Origin of the sequence: Chitinophaga jiangningensis (assembly GCF_900142605.1) — a bacterium.
Lineage (GTDB): Bacteria > Bacteroidota > Bacteroidia > Chitinophagales > Chitinophagaceae > Chitinophaga > Chitinophaga jiangningensis.
The window spans coordinates 107,099-123,336 of sequence record NZ_FRBL01000002.1 but is presented as its reverse complement, the minus strand read 5'-3'; the positions used below and the strand labels follow the sequence as shown (position 1 = coordinate 123,336).

Genomic DNA, 16,238 nt, shown 5'->3' with positions numbered 1-16,238 from the left:
ATAAAAGGGTGACAGCGGAAACGTTTTTAGGTCCTGGCGGTACTCATTATAATATGTAAATTTGCATTTTCCGGAAGTCAAAAATTCCTTTCAAAAAAAATTCATCGAAAAATTTCGATATTTCAAAATTAGTACTACATTTGCATCATGGATTTGGGATTAATTGAAAAAGCAGCCAATGCCATAGCGGACAAACACCGGTTATCCATTCTGATGGAGATCGCGAAAAAAGGAAGTATGGCTTGTGGCGATATGTGCGGTCTGACTTGTTTATCTCAGCCTACTGTGTCTCACCACGTAAAGATCCTGGTGGACAGTGGAGTTCTTAATTCAACAAAGACCGGTCGCGTGCTGGAACTCACCATCAATAAAGAGATGATGAAACAGCTGTCGATGTTCTTTCTTAAATTGAGCTGATCAGCTTCTCGTAGAGAAAGCTACCAGCTTTTTTTATCCGTTGAAACATCGATTTTTTTAAATGTTTAGATATGGGAGATGTAAATCTCTTTTTTTAAATGTTTAAACATCGAAACTTTTAAATAAATCAAAGGAATCATAAGCGATCTGTTTTCAAAACGGGCATTGAAGGCAGATTTTGGTTAATGGTAAGTACAAACGGAGGCGCTTTCCCCGCAACGGGTGCGGGGAGAGCGGAACCTTCCACAGCAGAGGAATTTCCTCAGATTATTTGATTGTTGTAGTTCTTTTTTTCTCGCAAAGCAGGGTATGGAAGTAGGTATTTTCCGCCAACGGCGGAAAATACCTACCCAGCGGAGAGACCGAAGGTCTCTCCGCTGATAAAAACTTATCAGAATAATGCAGGCTTTTATTGCTTATGCATCTTACGCTGCTTTGCGAGAGAAAGATCTTCACTAAAAAATACGCTGAGTTCATCATAACAGATTGTATAGCTAAAAAGGGATTTCTATCTGTTCACACAGGTAATTCAACAACAGCAATGGTAAAGAAACAACAGCAAACGATCGTCATCACTGGCGGCAACAGCGGAATAGGCTATGCTACGGCAGAAGAATTTTTAGGAAGAGGTTACCGCGTGCTGATCACAGGTAGAAACCCTGCAGCCATACAAAAGGCCGTACACCAGCTGGGCTATCCGGCCGAAGGATTCAAGGCAGATGTGCAATCACTGGAAGACACCACAAAACTGGCGGAATTTGTCCGCTCCCGCTACGGCCAGATAGACGTGCTCTTTATCAACGCCGGTATCGGGAAGTTCGGACCATTTGAAGCAACAACAGAAGAACTATTTGACGAACTGATGAACATTAATTTCAAAGGAGCATTTTTCACGGTGCAGCAGTTGCTGCCACTTATGAAAGAAGGCGGCAGTATTGTGTTCCTCTCTTCCAGCAATGCAAACGGCGGTATGCCGGGAGCAGCAGTACACTCGGCGAGCAAGGCGGCCCTCAGTTCCCTGGCCAGAACATTGTCCAGAGAACTAGCCCCACGCAACATCCGGGTAAATACCATCGTTCCCGGTCCCGTAAACACACCCATTTTACAAAAAGCAGGTTTGGGAGAAGATACTCTTTCATTCATGGCCAGCCGCATTCCACTGGGCAGAGTGGCACAACCGGCAGAAATAGCCAGTATGGTAGGCTTTATCAGCTCCCGCGAAGCCAGCTTTGTACATGGGGCCGAAATCAATATCGACGGAGGCTTCTCTGTTCATCCATTAGCAGGGTAACCCAATTTGCCATAATTGTAATTGTATTCTCCAACCAGGTCGACTTCATCCATCACCCCTTATAAACCACTTCATCCATTGTCGGGCTCCAAGGTCTTATCCAGCAAGGAGGGATATTTGTAAATACTTCCTTGTGGCTATTCAGGAGTAATGAAACCGGAGGTTTCACTCTCTCTGAATCTTCCCACAGCAGGCGGGATAGGTTGCCCCAAAATTTTTTCCTCTATTATATCGAAATATTTAAATGTTTAAAAAAATGAGTACTTATCAGGATAAAACAGTCGTTGTCACAGGTGGCAACAGTGGAATAGGATACGCTACAGCAGAAGAATTTTTAAAGAAAGGATACAGGGTGCTTATCACCGGCCGTAATGCAGACGCCGTACATAAAGCGGTACAACAGCTCGGTGAGCCGGCAGCAGGGTTCACTGCTGATCAGCAATCCCTCGCAGACACCAAAGAACTGGCTGCGTATATTCAAAACCGTTATGGTAAAATAGACGTGCTCTTCATCAACGCCGGCGTAGGAAAATTCGCCAGCTTTGAAGATACTACCGAAGATATCTTCGACAATACCATGGACATCAACTTCAAAGGCGCCTTCTTTACCGCTCAATACCTCCTGCCACTGATCAATGAAGGCGGCAGCATCATATTTCTCTCCTCCATCAACGCTATCAGCGGTATGCCTAATGCATCCGTGTACAGCGCCAGCAAGGCGGCCCTCAACTCGCTCGCCCGCACGCTCTCCAGAGAACTTGCAGCTAAAAATATTCGTGTAAATGCGGTAAATCCAGGGCCCATTTTCACCCCGATATTCGATAAGGCCGGCATCGACAAAGGCACAGTTGACCAGTTCGGTAACCTGGTACCACTTAAGCGCATTGGTAAACCCGAAGAAGTAGCCAAACTGGTGAGCTTCCTCGCATCTCCGGATGCCAGCTTCATTACCGGTTCCGAAGTAAATGTTGACGGTGGCCTCGCCGTTCATCCGCTGGCAGGATAATCTTGAAATGTTGATTTGTAATGTTGTAATTGTCCCGGTATTTCCCGCAGGTAGCTTCCTGGCGGGAAATACTTTTGGGTTATCCCATCCTGCGCAGCAGCTTCCCTAATGTTTTCAGACTATCATCCACCTGCTTGCTCCAGGGCACACTATAACTGAGCCGCATACAGTTGCTGTAACGGTCCTGCAACGTAAATATCCTGCCTGGGCTTATACTGATCTTGTGCTTCAGTGCCTGCTGAAATAGTTCATAGGTATTAATATGCCCCTCCAGTTCAATCCACAATACACAGCCTCCCTGCGGGCGGCTCACACGGGCACTCTCCGGGAAATACTCCATGATGGCCTGCGAATACCGCAGATACTGGGTATGTAATTTCTTCCTGAGATTTCTTAAATGATTTTCATAACGCCCCGTTTCCAGGAAATTACCAACTGCCGCATGCGTAATACTCGGCGATGCTATGGCATGCATATGTTTCAGCTGCAGAATGCGATCCTTGTATTTGCCCGGCATCGTCCAGCCAACGCGGAAGCCCGGCGCTACAGATTTTGAAACCGAGCTGCAGTACAACACATTACCCTTCTTATCAAAGGTTTTGCAGGTAGCAGGGCGCTGTTTACCAAAGTACAGGTCCCCATAAATATCGTCCTCTATCAGCGCGATATCATACTTCTCTATAATACCCACCAGCTCCTTTTTTTGCTTATCCGGCATGCAACACCCAATGGGATTATTGAAATTGGGCACAAACAAACAGGCTTTAATTTTATGCCGGGGTATAGCTTTATCCAGATAAGCCAGGTCCACGCCGGTAGCCGGATGTGTAGGCACTTCCAGCACTTTCAGGCCCAGGCCTTCGGCCAGTTGCAATGCACCGTAGTAGGCCGGACTTTCAATCGCAATCGTATCGCCAGGCTGGGTAACGGCACTGAGGCATAACGTTAGCGCCTCTACGCAGCCGTTGGTAGTCACCACATCATTTTCCGTATAGGCGCCACCCCAGCTGAGCGACAGCAGCGCCAACTGCCGCCGTAGCCGCAGATTTCCCTGCAAAGGATCATAGGCTACCCCGTAATCAGGTAACTCGCGCAGGGCCTGTACTACTGCTTTTGCCATCTTTGCAGCAGGTAGTATCTCCGGTGGCGGCGTGGCTACGGAAAACCGCACGATGTCCGGCGCCGCCATCAGATTATATACAGCTGCTACCATTTCATGCACAGTTACTTCTGCTGCCTTCTTTACAGGCTCGCAGCTGGCAGGCAGGTCCGGCATGCGCTTGCTGTTAAACCGGATGTAGTAGCCGGATTTAGGGCGCGATTCAATCAATCCCTTCGATTCCAGGTGATAGTACGCCTGAAAGGCTGTACTCAGACTAATCCCCTGTTGCTTGCTTAAAGTGCGTACGGATGGCAGCTTTTCGCCGATTTTAAGCACTTCTTTTTCTATCAGTTGCTCAATATTATCCGCTACCTGGATATATAGGTGTTCTGCTGTTTTAAACATCTCGTTGAAAATCTGATATGGTGTAAAAGTAGTAAATTGAATCTGTTTTTTCGCAATAATCGGGCTTGCAACTGTGCACCGTTTTTTTATTTTTGTAGGATATGAAGTCGCAGCAGATTTTAGTGGACATCAACGACCCCGGTAATTTTTCATTTGCAGCATGCCTGGTGTTCCTGGGCAGATCGGATAAGGAAAATCTGCATTTTATCCGTAACGGCACCTTGCAGAAACTGGTGGTAGCAGATGGTATCCCGGTGCTGATCACGGTTACAGGTGAAACAGGTCATCAATTAATAGTGGAGATGTCACCGGTAACTTTTCCGGAGCTGACGGAACGGGTACCAGCCCTCACGGAAAAAGCCATTGCCTATATCACCCGTTATGTAACGCGCTGGCTGCACCTGGATGGGAGCTTGCAGTCGTTTTATGATTATGCTGCTCAAAATCCTTTGCTGTCGGGCCTGCCGGAGAGATACAAAGGCCTGCGGCTGATCGGTATCCCGGATTTATTCGAAACGCTGTGCTGGACGATCATAGGGCAACAAATCAACCTGACATTTGCCTATACCTTGCGCCAGCGGCTGATCACCCACTTCGGCTACAGCGTAGCGCTGGATGGGCATACCTTCCACCTGTTCCCACGCCCGGAAGTGATTGCTGCACTTACCCCGGAGGTACTGGCAGGCATGCAGTTTTCCGGCGGCAAGGCCAGGTACCTGATTGCCACGGCACAGGAAATAGTGAATGGTACTTTTTCAATGGAAGCACTGGACCGCATGGATTACCAGCAGGCAAAAGAGCGATTGCTTGCACTCAAAGGAATCGGTAACTGGTCCGCTAACTATATTCTGATGAAATATGGTCGCTTTCCGGAAGCGCTGCCCCTGGAAGACGCCGGCCTGCATAACGCAATCAAAGCGCGTTTGCAGCTGGAAGCCAAACCAACCGCAGCGCAGCTGAAAGAAATCACCGGCAAATGGGGCCAACATGCCGCCTATGCTACCTTTTATCTGTGGAGAACATTACTACCCCAATAAATTATATATGGATACGCTGTATCATCTTCGTATAGACACCCCCGTTGGAGCACTGCTGATTAGCGGCACCACCGCGTATATTACCTCCGTGCATTTTACAGACGACCCGGAAGAAGATTTTCACGAAGCCCCGCCACTGCTGCTGGAATGCGCGCAGCAGCTTTTTGAATATTTCGCGGGCGACCGGCGCGAATTCGACCTGCCCATCTCCCAGCATGGTTCCACTTTTCAGCATACCGTATGGAATCAGCTCGTAAAAATCCCTTACGGCCATACCATTACCTACCTGCAACTCGCCAAACGCATTAATAACGTGAAGAGCATACGCGCAGTAGGTACCACCAACGGCAAAAATGCCCTCGCTATTATTGTACCCTGCCACCGGGTGGTAGGCGCAAACGGTGTATTGACGGGCTATGCAGGTGGTCTGTGGCGCAAACGGTGGCTGCTGGATCATGAAAGAGGCGACCTCTTCACAGGGCTGAGATGAATGTTATCACGCGAATTTTTTTTCTCGCAAAGCAGCATAAGGGGCATAAGCAGCAAAGGCCTGCATTATGTTCCGATAATTTTTTTCTCCGTGAGTAAAGACCGAAGGTCTTTACTCACGGAGATTTGTTTTCCGCCGACGGCGGAAAACAAATAAATCGCTCTTCAACAACAAAACACAAACAACAAAACACAAGCCTTAGCTGCTTACCTGCTTTGCTGCTTTGCGTGCAAAAAAGATCGCACCCTGGCGCCGAAGGCGCCTAAAGCCCCAGCTTAAAATCCTTATGTCCCTTTGCGAGAAAAAAGATACAATCCTTGCCGGGAAAAAATCTGATCTGTATAAAATTTGCAAAACTGAATCTGTTTTAGCAACCGGAATTGTATGAATTTTGTGTCGCGATTAGCGAATGATTGTTTCACCCTTAATTCCGGCACAATGAAATTAGCAGCAGATTTACAGTCCACAGATCAGTTATTAGCCCTCAGTCAGGCATTCACCAGTAAGTATCTCGCCGGATTAAATTCACTCGCCCCACATCGTATTATTCCGTCGCTGCCCGCTGCCACGCTTCCTGAACAAGGGATTGGGGCAGCAGCAACGCTGGAAAAGTTCACTGCGTTGTATGGTAACCACCTGGCCGCCGGCAGTGGCCCCCGCTACTGGGGCTTTGTAACCGGTGGTGTAACACCGGCTGCGCTGATGGGCGACTGGATAGCCGGCGCTACAGATATGAACGGTTCCAGCAGCGGTTCAGCAGCATTACACATCGAAAAAGATGCAATCCAACAGTTGAAGTCGCTCTTCGGGATTCCGGAGCATTTCTTTGGTGCCTTTGTGAGCGGCGCTACCACCGCTAATTTCACCGGACTGGCTATTGCCCGGCAGTGGCTGGGGGAGCAGCTCGGGGTAAACGTGGCAGCAGAAGGGATAGCATCTCTCCCCAATCTTAAAATCCTATCCGCAGTACCCCATTCCAGTATTCTCAAATCTTTGTCTATGCTGGGTATAGGTCGTAATAACCTGGTGCGTATACCAGCCATTCCCAACCGGGAAGCGGTAGAGGTGCACGCACTCGAATATTACCTGCGTGAAAATCCCGGTCAGCCGGTTATAGTAGTTGCCAATGCAGGCACGGTAAACACTGTTGATTTCGATGATATCGAAGCGATGGTGGCACTAAAGAAAAAGTATAATTTCTGGCTGCACATAGATGCTGCTTTCGGTGGTTTCGCCGCTTGCAGTCCGGATTTCAGCCATTTGCTGAAAGGCTGGGAGCAGGCCGATAGCATCACCATCGATGCGCATAAATGGCTGAACGTGCCATATGATTCCGCCATGATTTTCAGTCGCCATCCGCAGTTGCAGGTGAGCGTGTTTCAAAATCCCGGCGCCGCATACCTTGGTGATCCGCAGGAGGAATTTCATTACAATAATTACGTGCCTGAAAACTCCCGGCGCTTAAGGGCATTGCCCGCCTGGTTTACGTTACAGGCTTATGGTAAGGATGGCTACCGGCACATCGTGGAAAACAATGTGAAGCTCGCGCGGCAGTTGGGGACTTACATCGCTTCGGATGCACGGCTAAAATTGCTCGCACCAGTGCGGTTATGTGTGGTTTGTTTTACGGTAGATGTGGAAGCAGCGGAGCAGGCAGCCAAAGTAGAGGCCTTATTGCAGGCACTGAACGCGAGCGGCGTAGTATACATGACGAAAACGCAATACCAGGGACAGCCCGCCATCAGGGCGGCTTTGGTCAACTGGCGTACCACCACGGAAGACGTAGCGCTGGTATGGGAAACTATGCAGCAACTGTTAACCACAATATAATTGAGCCATGCGTAAAGCAACACCTATCGGATACCTGGCACTCGCCATCGTTAGCATATTCTGGGGCACCACCTATATGGCTTCCAGCATTGGAGTGCGTCACCTGCACGGGATTACCCTTTCAGGACTGCGGCAGGGTACCGCAGGATTAATCCTTGTCTTATTTTTCCTGGTACGGGGAAATGCGGTGCCACCGCGGGCCGTGTTAGGAAAACTATTTATGATCTCGCTGCTGATGCTGGTAGGTAGCAACGGGTTAATGACCTGGTCCATGAAGTACATTCCCAGTGGGCTGGGTGCTATCATTAGCGCCACTGTTCCTATATGGATCACACTTTTCAGCTTTTTCCTGGTGCAGCGTACCCGCATCAGTCTGCAACTGGGAATTGGGCTGCTGCTGGGCTTTGCGGGAGTGGCAGCTATCTTTTATAACTACCTGGCGAGTATGATGAATCCTGATTTTCGCTTTGGTATTATGTTATGTGTGTTTGCCTCCATGTGCTGGGCACTGGGTTCTGTGCTTACTGCCAAATGGGCCCTGCATATTAATTTCCTCTATGGAGCCGGCTATCAGATGCTGTTCGGAGGGGCGGTCATGTTGTTGATATCTACTTTGTTCATAAGGGAGTCAATTCAATTTTCCACCTTCAGTGCGGAGCTATGGGAAAGTCTGCTCTATTTGATATTGGTAGGTTCACTGCTGGCATACGGTGCTTATGTGTACGTACTGAATAACATGCCTACCTCGCTGGCCGCCGTATATGCCTACATCAATCCGATTGTGGCGGTGCTGCTGGGCTGGTTCTGGCTCAAAGAGGAGCTCACCTGGATGATGGGAATTGGTACCCTGATAACGTTGTTTGGCGTGTACCTGGTAAATGGAGCCGTGGCAAAAAATAAGCAGCTGGCGTTAACAGAATAATAACGTAAACAGATATACGAAAAATTTTAAGGTAGAAGTATAGTCAGATGCCGCCCCGGTATTTACCGGATCAGGCATCTGAACTATTTTTAGGGAAAAGGGTTAACTTGAGCATTATTAAAAACTATTCAAATGGAAATCATCCAGGCAAGCACTTTGCACCTCAATGAAGTGGCTGTATTATTCGATACTTACCGTACTTTTTATAAGGCAGCACCTGATTTTGAAGGGGCGCTGAAATTCATTTCCGAGCGCATGGAAAAAGGGGAGAGTCGCATTTATGTGGCCCTCGAATCGGACGAAATCGTAGGTTTTATGCAGCTTTATCCAATTTTTACCTCTCTTGGCATGAAACGTGCTTGGTTGCTGAACGATTTATTTGTCCTGGAAGCCCATCGTGGCAAAGGTGCCGGCAGCATGCTGGTGGATGCAGCCCGACAGCTGGCCATCGATACCGGAGCAGGATATGTAACGTTACAAACGGAGGTGACTAACGAAACCGCACAGCGACTGTACGAAGAAAAAGGATTTAAGAAAGACACCGATTTCTATTACTACTATCTGTCCGTTTAACCGTTCATTTTTCATTTTACATTTACAGGATGGATAAACATCAGAATCCCTGGAAAATACATTCCAGTGAAACGAAGTACGAAAACAACTGGATCAGGATTACACATAACGAAGGGCTGAACCCTGCCGGCAACCCCGGTATTTATGGCGTCGTGCATTTTAAAAATGTGGCCATTGGTGTATTAGCTTTGGATGAGGAGATGAATACCTACCTGGTGGGGCAGTTCCGTTTTCCGCTGAACCGCTTCAGCTGGGAGCTGCCAGAGGGCGGGGGAGCGCTGGACGAGGATCCGCTGGATGCAGCCAAGAGAGAGTTGCTGGAGGAAACAGGGCTGGTAGCATCCGAATGGGAACTGCTTACCCGTATTGATACGTCCAACTCCGTTACCGACGAAACGGCAGTGGTGTTTCTGGCCAGAGGCCTGCACCAGGGGGAGTCGGAGCCGGAAGAAACCGAGCAGCTCACCATACGCAAGGTGCCTTTTGAAGAAGCCTACCGGATGGTGCAGGACATGGAAATCACGGATTCCATATCCGTGGCGGCTATCCAGCGAATGAAACTGCGACTGCTGGGGTACTAGCTCGGTATGTCCGCAAGGACTAGTATCTTTGTGCCAATGGAAAGGAAATTTAAGAAGCACACGAGCCCGCGTCCGAAGCAGTCATCGCTGATCATAGGCCGCCAGCCTGTTATAGAAGCTATCAACAGTGGCAAGCCTATCGAGCGCATATTCATGCTCCGCAGTGCAACGGGAGATATTATCCCACAGATCAAAGAAGCGGCACAATCTTACAATATACCTGTAAACCTGGTACCGGTGGAAAAGCTCAACGGGCTTACCCAGGCCAATCACCAAGGTGTTATTGCCCTGGCCGGTAATGTTACCTACCTGGATTTGCAGGATGTGATTTCTCATGTAACTGATCAGGGACAAACACCCCTGTTCCTCATCCTGGATGGTATTACAGATGTTCGTAATATCGGTGCCATTGCCCGCAGCGCAGTGTGTTGTGGTGCACAGGCCATCATCATACCGGACAAAGGCGTGGCTGCTCTCAACGAAGAAGCCATGAAATCCTCTGCCGGCGCCCTGGAAAGAATTGCAGTTTGTCGGGTAAACAGTTTGCTCAAAGCCATTGATACCCTGCATCTCAACGGTATCAAAGTGCTTACCAGCGAAATGGAAACCGAAACCATGCTGCATGAGTGCGACCTCACCGAACCAGTGGCCGTGATCATGGGCTCCGAGGATAAAGGCGTATTCCCGGCCCTGCGTAAAGCATCCGATGTACTGTTCCGCATCCCGATGGCGGGTAAGTTTGAATCATTCAACGTATCCGTAGCAGCAGGGATCATCCTCTACGAATCCATGAAGCAGCGGATGTAACCGGATCTTATCTGCTTATTCCAAACTATGCATATGCTTAAACTGATAGAATGTCCCAGAGATGCCATGCAAGGATGGCACCGGATCATCAGCACGGAAGAAAAAGTGGAGTACCTCAACGCCCTGCTGAAAGTAGGGTTTGACACCATCGACTTCGGCAGCTTTGTATCGCCGAAAGCGATTCCGCAGATGGCGGATACGGCGAAGGTATTGCCACAACTGGACCTTTCCGGCTCTAAAAGTAAGCTGCTGGCCATTGTTGCCAATGTAAGAGGGGCGGAAGAAGCCGTGATATTCGATGAAATCAACTACCTGGGTTTCCCTTTCTCTGTATCTGAAACCTTTCAGCTGAGAAATACCAATAAAACTATTGCAGAGTCCCTGGAGCAGGTGCAAACCATCCAGGAACTCTGTATAAAAAATAAAAAAGAGCTGGTCGTATACATTTCCATGGGCTTCGGTAATCCTTACGGGGACGCCTATAGTCCGGAAATAGTGCTGCGTTGGGTGGAGGAGATGGTAAAAATGGAAATTACCACCATTTCCCTGGCCGACACGGTAGGCGTTGCGGATCCGGTAACCATCAACAACCTGTTTAATCACCTGATTCCGGCCTATCCACAGGTGGAGTTTGGCGCCCATTTTCATGCGGCTCCCAACAACTGGCAGGAGAAAGTGCTGGCAGCCTGGGAACACGGCTGCAGGCGGTTCGACAGCGCGTTGAAAGGGATCGGCGGCTGCCCCATGGCTAAAGATGAGCTGGTGGGCAACCTGGCTACGGAAAACCTCATCGCTTTTTGCGAACAGCACCAGGCCCCGCTGCAGCTGGACCCTTCAGCCCTGCACAAAGCACAGGCCCTGGCCGATATCGTTTTTAAGAATTAAGCGGATTACATGCAATTTCACCTGAGCTTTCCGGTAGATACGTTGGAAAACGCCATACAGCACAGCGATAAGCTGCTGCTCATGGGCTCCTGCTTTGCAGAAGAGATAGGCGGCAAACTGGAAGCAAATTATTTCGATACCCTTATCAATCCGCATGGCATACTGTTTAATCCTCTCAGTATCACTCATGCCCTTACCACCTACCTCGACGGTAAGGTATATGCGAAAAATGACCTCTTCCTCCACGATGACCTGTGGCACAGCTGGGATCATCACAGCCGCTTTTCGGGTACTGATCCCGAGCAGGTTTTGGGAGAGATTAACCGCCACCAGCAGCAGGCGGCCGCGCAGCTGGAAAATGCCGACTGGCTTATCCTCACCCTCGGTTCTGCCTACGCATACCACCTGAAAGAGGGCAACCGCCTGGTAGCCAACAACCATAAAGTGGCAGGCGCCAATTTTTATAAACGCCTGTGCAGCGCGGAAGAAATCATTACCTCGCTGGATAACGTGATGCATCGCCTGTTTTTCAGAAACAGAAAGGTGAACATCCTGTTTACGGTTAGCCCTGTACGTTATATCCGCGACGGGGTAGTGGAAAATAACCTGAGTAAAGCAGTGTTGTTACAGGCCGTTCATCACCTGGTAAACAAATTTGCGCGACTCTATTACTTCCCGGCCTACGAGCTGGTGATAGATGATTTGCGGGATTACCGGTTTTATAAGGAAGATATGGTGCATCCCAATGAGCAGGCGATCGATTATGTGTGGGGTAAAGTAGTGGAGCATTGTATTCATCCCCAAAGCCAGCTATTACTGAAGCAACTGACAGAGCTCAACAAGGCCGCGGCTCACCGGCCATTCAATCCGGACAGCGTCCGGCATCAGCAATTCGTGGCCTCCCAGTTGGAAAAGGTCAGAAAGCTGATGCAGGAACATCCGGAGCTGCAGCTGCACAAGCTGGTGCAACAGCTGCAGTCACAACAATTATAAAGCTTCTCCTTTACGTTCGCGGATCATTACCACGCCAAATACAAAGCAGATCAGCGCTATGGCAATCGGATAAATTAATCCGGCCAGGTGATTATTGTATTGTGTAACGAGAATGGTAGATATCGTAGGCAGGAGTCCTCCGAACACCCCGTTGCCGATATGATACGGCAGCGACATCGACGTGTAGCGGATGCGGGTAGGGAAGAGTTCTACGAGGAAAGCTGCGATAGGCGCATATACCATCGTAACAAATAGTACCTGTATAAATACCAGTAATACCAGGAATGTCATGTTTTTCATACTTACGGTGATTTCCTTTTTGCCATCTGTTTCATTTAGGATGGTGGCATCGTCGTAGGTATGCACCCGGGTGGTAACGGTGACCATTTCGCCGGCATCATTGCGGTGGCTTTTGTTTTCAATGCGGAAAGCATCTTTTAATTCCACTTTCTTATTCACGTTGCCGATGTTGTCCATGGCCGCATAAATAGGGTAGTAGGCGAGTGCGGCAATGAGCATGCCTGCCATCATTATTTTTTTGCGGCCGATTCGATCGGAGAGCCCGCCGAAATAAATAAAGAACGGCGTGCCCAGTAACAGGCCAATAGCGATAATGATATTGGATTGCACAAATTCTATATTCATCGTTTTTTGGAGAAACGACAGTGCATAGAACTGACCGGTATACCATACCACGCCCTGGCCCATGGTAGCGCCAAACAGCGCGATGAGCACCAGTTTCAGGTTTTCTTTATTACCAAAGCTTTCTTTGATGGGGTTAGCGCTGGTTTTGCCTTCCGACTTCATCTGGGCAAACAGCGGTGATTCCTGGAGGCGTATGCGGATGTAGTACGACATTACCACCAGCAGGATGCTGAGCAGGAAAGGTATTCTCCAGCCCCATTCATTAAACGACTCTGACGACATACTGGTGCGCGTAGCGAGGATAACCCCCAGCGATACAAACAGGCCCAGCGTGGCTGTCGTCTGTATAAAACTGGTATAATAGCCTCGCCTGTCGGCCGGCGAATGCTCGGCCACATAGGTAGCTGCACCACCATACTCACCGCCTAATGCAAGTCCCTGCAGGAGTCGCAGTACCAGGATGAGTGCCGGCGCCACCAGGCCCACCGTGGCGTAGCTGGGGATGATGCCTATGGCAAACGTAGAGCCGCCCATGATCATCAGGGTGAGCAGGAAGGTGTATTTTCGGCCTGCCTTATCCCCGAGGTGGCCAAAAACGATGGCGCCAAAGGGGCGTACGATGAAGCCTACCGCAAAAAAGGCAAGGGTGGCAATATAAGCCAGTTCGGGGTTGCTGGGTGGAAAAAACTTTTCAGAGATAATAGACGATAAGCTACCGAAGATGTAGAAGTCGTACCACTCTATCAGCGTGCCTGCCGAGGAGGCGAAGATGACCTGCCAGATGTTCTGCTTAGCAGTTAGTGTTTTCATAAACGTGTAGACGGATTGGATGATAAAAAGTATCCGTAAAAGTTAGTGAATCTTTATTATGTTTCATAACTGCATACAATCTTTCTTTATCTTTAGAGAAGAGCTGTTTATATCCATGAGATTCCGTCGTGTTACCTTACTAACCTTATTGTTATGTGGAGCCCTGCTGGTGTCCGCACAAAACAGCCATCGGCCAAAGATAGGGCTTACCCTGAGTGGCGGAGGTGCACGGGGGCTGGCACATATCGGTATTTTACAGGCCTTGGACAGTGCCGGGCTGAAAGTGGATTATCTCACGGGTACGAGTATGGGAAGTATTATCGGTGGACTGTATGCCATCGGTTATTCGGGAGATTCGATAGAAGCCATTGCCAAAAATATGGACTGGAATATCCTTTTCAGTAATCAGCCGAATATCTCTGACATCTCCTATGAAGAAAAGGGGGAATACAACAAATACATTATTGAAATTCCGTTTGAATACGGCAAGCCCAAACTCGCTTCCGGCGTGATTTCCGGCGAAGCCCTCTGGCTGCAGCTGGCAAAGCTCTGCTGGCCGGCGAAAGACCAGAAAGATTTCACCAAATTCAATATTCCGTTTAAGTGCATTGCTACCGATGTGGCCACCGGGGATATCATTACCCTCGACAGTGGTGAGCTGGTCACCAGTTTGCGTGCCAGTATGGCCATTCCTTCTGTGTTTACCGCCGTTACCATTGATGGGCGCAAGCTCGTGGATGGCGGTGTGGTACGCAATTTTCCGATTATTACTGCCAAAGAGATGGGGGCGGATCTGGTGATCGGGTCTAACGTAAGCGGGGGGCTGCAAACGGCTGATAAACTCATTACGCCTATAGATATCCTTTACCAGCTTGGATTTTACAAAGATGCGGCGGATTTTGAGGAGGCCCGCAAGCAATGCGATATTTACATCTCCATAAACAAAGATTTAAAAGATTATTCCGCTGCCAGCTTTGGCAGTGTTGATTCCATTATTGCTGCCGGGCAAAAGGTGGGGCGGGAAATGTACCCGGTTTTTAAGCACCTGGCGGATTCCCTGAATGCGTTATATCCGCCGCAGGACAGTTTTAAGGTGGATCGTTTACCGTTTACGGCGGATATAGAACTGAGTAGTATACACGTAACGGGGCTGGTGCATTCCGATGAAAAGTTTTTTAAACAAAGGTTGAGACTTAAGCCTGGCGGGTGCTACAGCTCCCAGCAGTTGAAAGAGGCCGTGCAGAACGTATTTGGCACCAGGTTTTACAAGCTGATTACGTATAACCTTACTCCTGAAGGGTATGGGAGGAGTCGCATGGATATTACAGTGGAAGAAAACGCGCTGACCTATGCAAAATTTGCCCTGAACTACAATAGTTTTACCAATGTAATGGCGGTACTGAACCTTACCCAGCGCAACTTCATCGTGAAGAACTCCCGTAGTTTTGTGACGCTGGGAATCAGTGAAAATCCCCGACTGGAAGCACAGTACTTTAAATATTTGGGTAGGCGCAGGAATTTTGGGTTTGGTTTGCAGGCTTATTATGAGAACAACGGCCTGAATTTCTATGATCAGGACTTTGAAAAAATGCAGAACTACCGCAATAAGTATGCGCATGTGGGAATGAACGTTCAGTTTACGTTTGGCGGTACCATGGCCATGGGAGCGGCCACCAGGTGGGAGTATCTCAAGTATAAGCCGCAGTATTCCCCGCTGCTGGAGCTGAGGGGCAGTACTAATCAAATGAACAGCTTTGTTTACTTCGGCATTAATTCTCTCGATAGAAAAATATACCCGACCAAAGGTATGTTGCTGGATTTTCAGACCGGTTATATCTACAGTCAGCATTCCGGTATAAGGGTGAGCATGGATGGCCAGCCGGTGGATCCGGATAGTGTGGGCATCAGTTTCCGCGATTTCCAGCATGCTATGCTAAAGGCAAAGTATTACCTGCATTTAAATGATAAGTCGGCTGTGGAGCTGAATGCAGCCGGTGCGGTGAATTTCGGTAATCAGCAATCGGGTGTAAATACTTATTTCATAGGCGGTATGACCGATGTGATGCACAACCAGATTCCGTTTGTGGGTTTGTTTGAGGGAGAAGCTATTACCACCAGTGTGGCGGCCGTCCAGGTGGCCTGGCAGTGGGAGTTTTTAAGAAATCTTTTTGGTATGCCGAGAGTGGGGGCTGCGGTATATGACCTGAATGCCAGTACCAGCGGGAAATATAAATATTTGAGCGGATATGGGCTCGGGCTGGGTTACAGCAGCAGGCTGGGGCCTATTGAGGCTACGATGATGTATAGTGACCAGGTGGGGCGGGTGAGGTTTTATGTGAATATGGGCTTTAACTTCTAAATTTTTTACTTCTTCAATTGACGCCTTCGGCGTCAATTGAAGAAGTACCTGTTCCTCCGCCGAAGGCGGAGGAACAGGTACTAAT

15 protein-coding genes are annotated in these 16,238 nt (G+C 48.8%); 13 read left to right on the top strand and 2 right to left on the bottom strand.

The features are described 5' to 3' along the window. Positions 1–147 precede the first annotated feature (147 nt). From BUB18_RS05035 to BUB18_RS05025, 3 genes are all read left to right on the top strand, one after another. A complete protein-coding gene (locus BUB18_RS05035) occupies positions 148–417 on the top strand; it encodes an ArsR/SmtB family transcription factor (RefSeq protein WP_073078726.1) in 270 nt (89 codons plus the stop codon). A gap of 541 nt (positions 418–958) precedes the next feature. Further along, complete coding sequence (locus tag BUB18_RS05030; protein WP_073078725.1) at positions 959–1,708, top strand: SDR family oxidoreductase; 750 nt, start codon at positions 959–961, stop codon at positions 1,706–1,708. A 256-nt stretch (positions 1,709–1,964) separates the two neighbouring features. Then, complete coding sequence (locus BUB18_RS05025) at positions 1,965–2,714, top strand: SDR family oxidoreductase (protein ID WP_073079544.1); 750 nt, start codon at positions 1,965–1,967, stop codon at positions 2,712–2,714. A gap of 79 nt (positions 2,715–2,793) precedes the next feature. On the opposite strand, the gene BUB18_RS05020 is transcribed toward BUB18_RS05025, so the two are convergent. Next, complete coding sequence (locus BUB18_RS05020; RefSeq protein ID WP_073078723.1) at positions 2,794–4,221, bottom strand: aminotransferase-like domain-containing protein; 1,428 nt, start codon at positions 4,219–4,221, stop codon at positions 2,794–2,796. Between the two features lie 101 nt (positions 4,222–4,322). Between BUB18_RS05020 and BUB18_RS05015 the strand changes: the two genes are divergently transcribed. The 9 genes from BUB18_RS05015 (at position 4,323) to BUB18_RS04975 (ending at position 12,339) form a co-directional block, all read left to right on the top strand. After that, a complete protein-coding gene (locus tag BUB18_RS05015) occupies positions 4,323–5,258 on the top strand; it encodes a DNA-3-methyladenine glycosylase family protein (protein ID WP_073078721.1) in 936 nt (311 codons plus the stop codon). Between the two features lie 7 nt (positions 5,259–5,265). Then, positions 5,266–5,748 (top strand): methylated-DNA--[protein]-cysteine S-methyltransferase, encoded by a 483-nt coding sequence (locus BUB18_RS05010; RefSeq protein ID WP_143159837.1) that lies wholly within the window; start codon positions 5,266–5,268, stop codon positions 5,746–5,748. A gap of 438 nt (positions 5,749–6,186) precedes the next feature. Beyond that, positions 6,187–7,578, top strand: a complete 1,392-nt coding sequence (locus tag BUB18_RS05005; protein ID WP_073078720.1) for a pyridoxal phosphate-dependent decarboxylase family protein — start codon at positions 6,187–6,189, stop codon at positions 7,576–7,578. A gap of 7 nt (positions 7,579–7,585) precedes the next feature. Next, entirely contained in the window at positions 7,586–8,500 is a 915-nt protein-coding gene (locus BUB18_RS05000) for an EamA family transporter (protein WP_073078718.1), read from the top strand. 132 nt (positions 8,501–8,632) lie between these two features. Further along, positions 8,633–9,073 carry a GNAT family N-acetyltransferase gene (locus tag BUB18_RS04995; RefSeq protein WP_073078717.1) on the top strand — a complete coding sequence of 147 codons (441 nt, stop codon included), beginning with the start codon at positions 8,633–8,635 and terminating at the stop codon, positions 9,071–9,073. A 29-nt stretch (positions 9,074–9,102) separates the two neighbouring features. Next, the gene (locus BUB18_RS04990; protein WP_073078715.1) at positions 9,103–9,654 is read left to right on the top strand and encodes an NUDIX domain-containing protein; all 552 of its coding nucleotides are present in this window, start codon (positions 9,103–9,105) and stop codon (positions 9,652–9,654) included. Between the two features lie 36 nt (positions 9,655–9,690). Beyond that, positions 9,691–10,461, top strand: coding sequence for a 23S rRNA (guanosine(2251)-2'-O)-methyltransferase RlmB (gene rlmB / locus BUB18_RS04985; protein WP_073079540.1), 771 nt, complete (start codon positions 9,691–9,693; stop codon positions 10,459–10,461). A gap of 33 nt (positions 10,462–10,494) precedes the next feature. After that, on the top strand, positions 10,495–11,346 hold the full coding sequence (locus tag BUB18_RS04980) for a hydroxymethylglutaryl-CoA lyase (protein WP_073078713.1): 852 nt from the start codon (positions 10,495–10,497) through the stop codon (positions 11,344–11,346). 9 nt (positions 11,347–11,355) lie between these two features. Further along, positions 11,356–12,339 (top strand): GSCFA domain-containing protein, encoded by a 984-nt coding sequence (locus tag BUB18_RS04975; RefSeq protein ID WP_073078711.1) that lies wholly within the window; start codon positions 11,356–11,358, stop codon positions 12,337–12,339. Here the strand turns inward: BUB18_RS04975 and BUB18_RS04970 are convergent. Next, positions 12,334–13,794, bottom strand: coding sequence for an MFS transporter (locus BUB18_RS04970; RefSeq protein ID WP_073078709.1), 1,461 nt, complete (start codon positions 13,792–13,794; stop codon positions 12,334–12,336). The two genes, BUB18_RS04975 and BUB18_RS04970, sit on opposite strands and share 6 nt — an antisense overlap. A gap of 115 nt (positions 13,795–13,909) precedes the next feature. Here BUB18_RS04970 and BUB18_RS04965 point away from each other — a divergent pair, with 115 nt between their 5' ends. Further along, on the top strand, positions 13,910–16,153 hold the full coding sequence (locus tag BUB18_RS04965) for a patatin-like phospholipase family protein (protein ID WP_178372089.1): 2,244 nt from the start codon (positions 13,910–13,912) through the stop codon (positions 16,151–16,153). Positions 16,154–16,238: the final 85 nt, after the last annotated feature.

Excerpts from the sequence above, each read along its gene's own strand:
- BUB18_RS05035 (WP_073078726.1), top strand. The coding sequence starts at position 148 with ATGGATTTGGGATTAATTGAAAAAGCAGCCAATGCCATAGCGGACAAA.
- BUB18_RS05030 (WP_073078725.1), top strand. The coding sequence starts at position 959 with ATGGTAAAGAAACAACAGCAAACGATCGTCATCACTGGCGGCAACAGC.
- BUB18_RS05025 (WP_073079544.1), top strand. The coding sequence starts at position 1,965 with ATGAGTACTTATCAGGATAAAACAGTCGTTGTCACAGGTGGCAACAGT.
- BUB18_RS05020 (WP_073078723.1), bottom strand. The coding sequence starts at position 4,221 with ATGTTTAAAACAGCAGAACACCTATATATCCAGGTAGCGGATAATATT.
- BUB18_RS05015 (WP_073078721.1), top strand. The coding sequence starts at position 4,323 with ATGAAGTCGCAGCAGATTTTAGTGGACATCAACGACCCCGGTAATTTT.
- BUB18_RS05010 (WP_143159837.1), top strand. The coding sequence starts at position 5,266 with ATGGATACGCTGTATCATCTTCGTATAGACACCCCCGTTGGAGCACTG.
- BUB18_RS05005 (WP_073078720.1), top strand. The coding sequence starts at position 6,187 with ATGAAATTAGCAGCAGATTTACAGTCCACAGATCAGTTATTAGCCCTC.
- BUB18_RS05000 (WP_073078718.1), top strand. The coding sequence starts at position 7,586 with ATGCGTAAAGCAACACCTATCGGATACCTGGCACTCGCCATCGTTAGC.
- BUB18_RS04995 (WP_073078717.1), top strand. The coding sequence starts at position 8,633 with ATGGAAATCATCCAGGCAAGCACTTTGCACCTCAATGAAGTGGCTGTA.
- BUB18_RS04990 (WP_073078715.1), top strand. The coding sequence starts at position 9,103 with ATGGATAAACATCAGAATCCCTGGAAAATACATTCCAGTGAAACGAAG.
- rlmB (WP_073079540.1), top strand. The coding sequence starts at position 9,691 with ATGGAAAGGAAATTTAAGAAGCACACGAGCCCGCGTCCGAAGCAGTCA.
- BUB18_RS04980 (WP_073078713.1), top strand. The coding sequence starts at position 10,495 with ATGCTTAAACTGATAGAATGTCCCAGAGATGCCATGCAAGGATGGCAC.
- BUB18_RS04975 (WP_073078711.1), top strand. The coding sequence starts at position 11,356 with ATGCAATTTCACCTGAGCTTTCCGGTAGATACGTTGGAAAACGCCATA.
- BUB18_RS04970 (WP_073078709.1), bottom strand. The coding sequence starts at position 13,794 with ATGAAAACACTAACTGCTAAGCAGAACATCTGGCAGGTCATCTTCGCC.
- BUB18_RS04965 (WP_178372089.1), top strand. The coding sequence starts at position 13,910 with ATGAGATTCCGTCGTGTTACCTTACTAACCTTATTGTTATGTGGAGCC.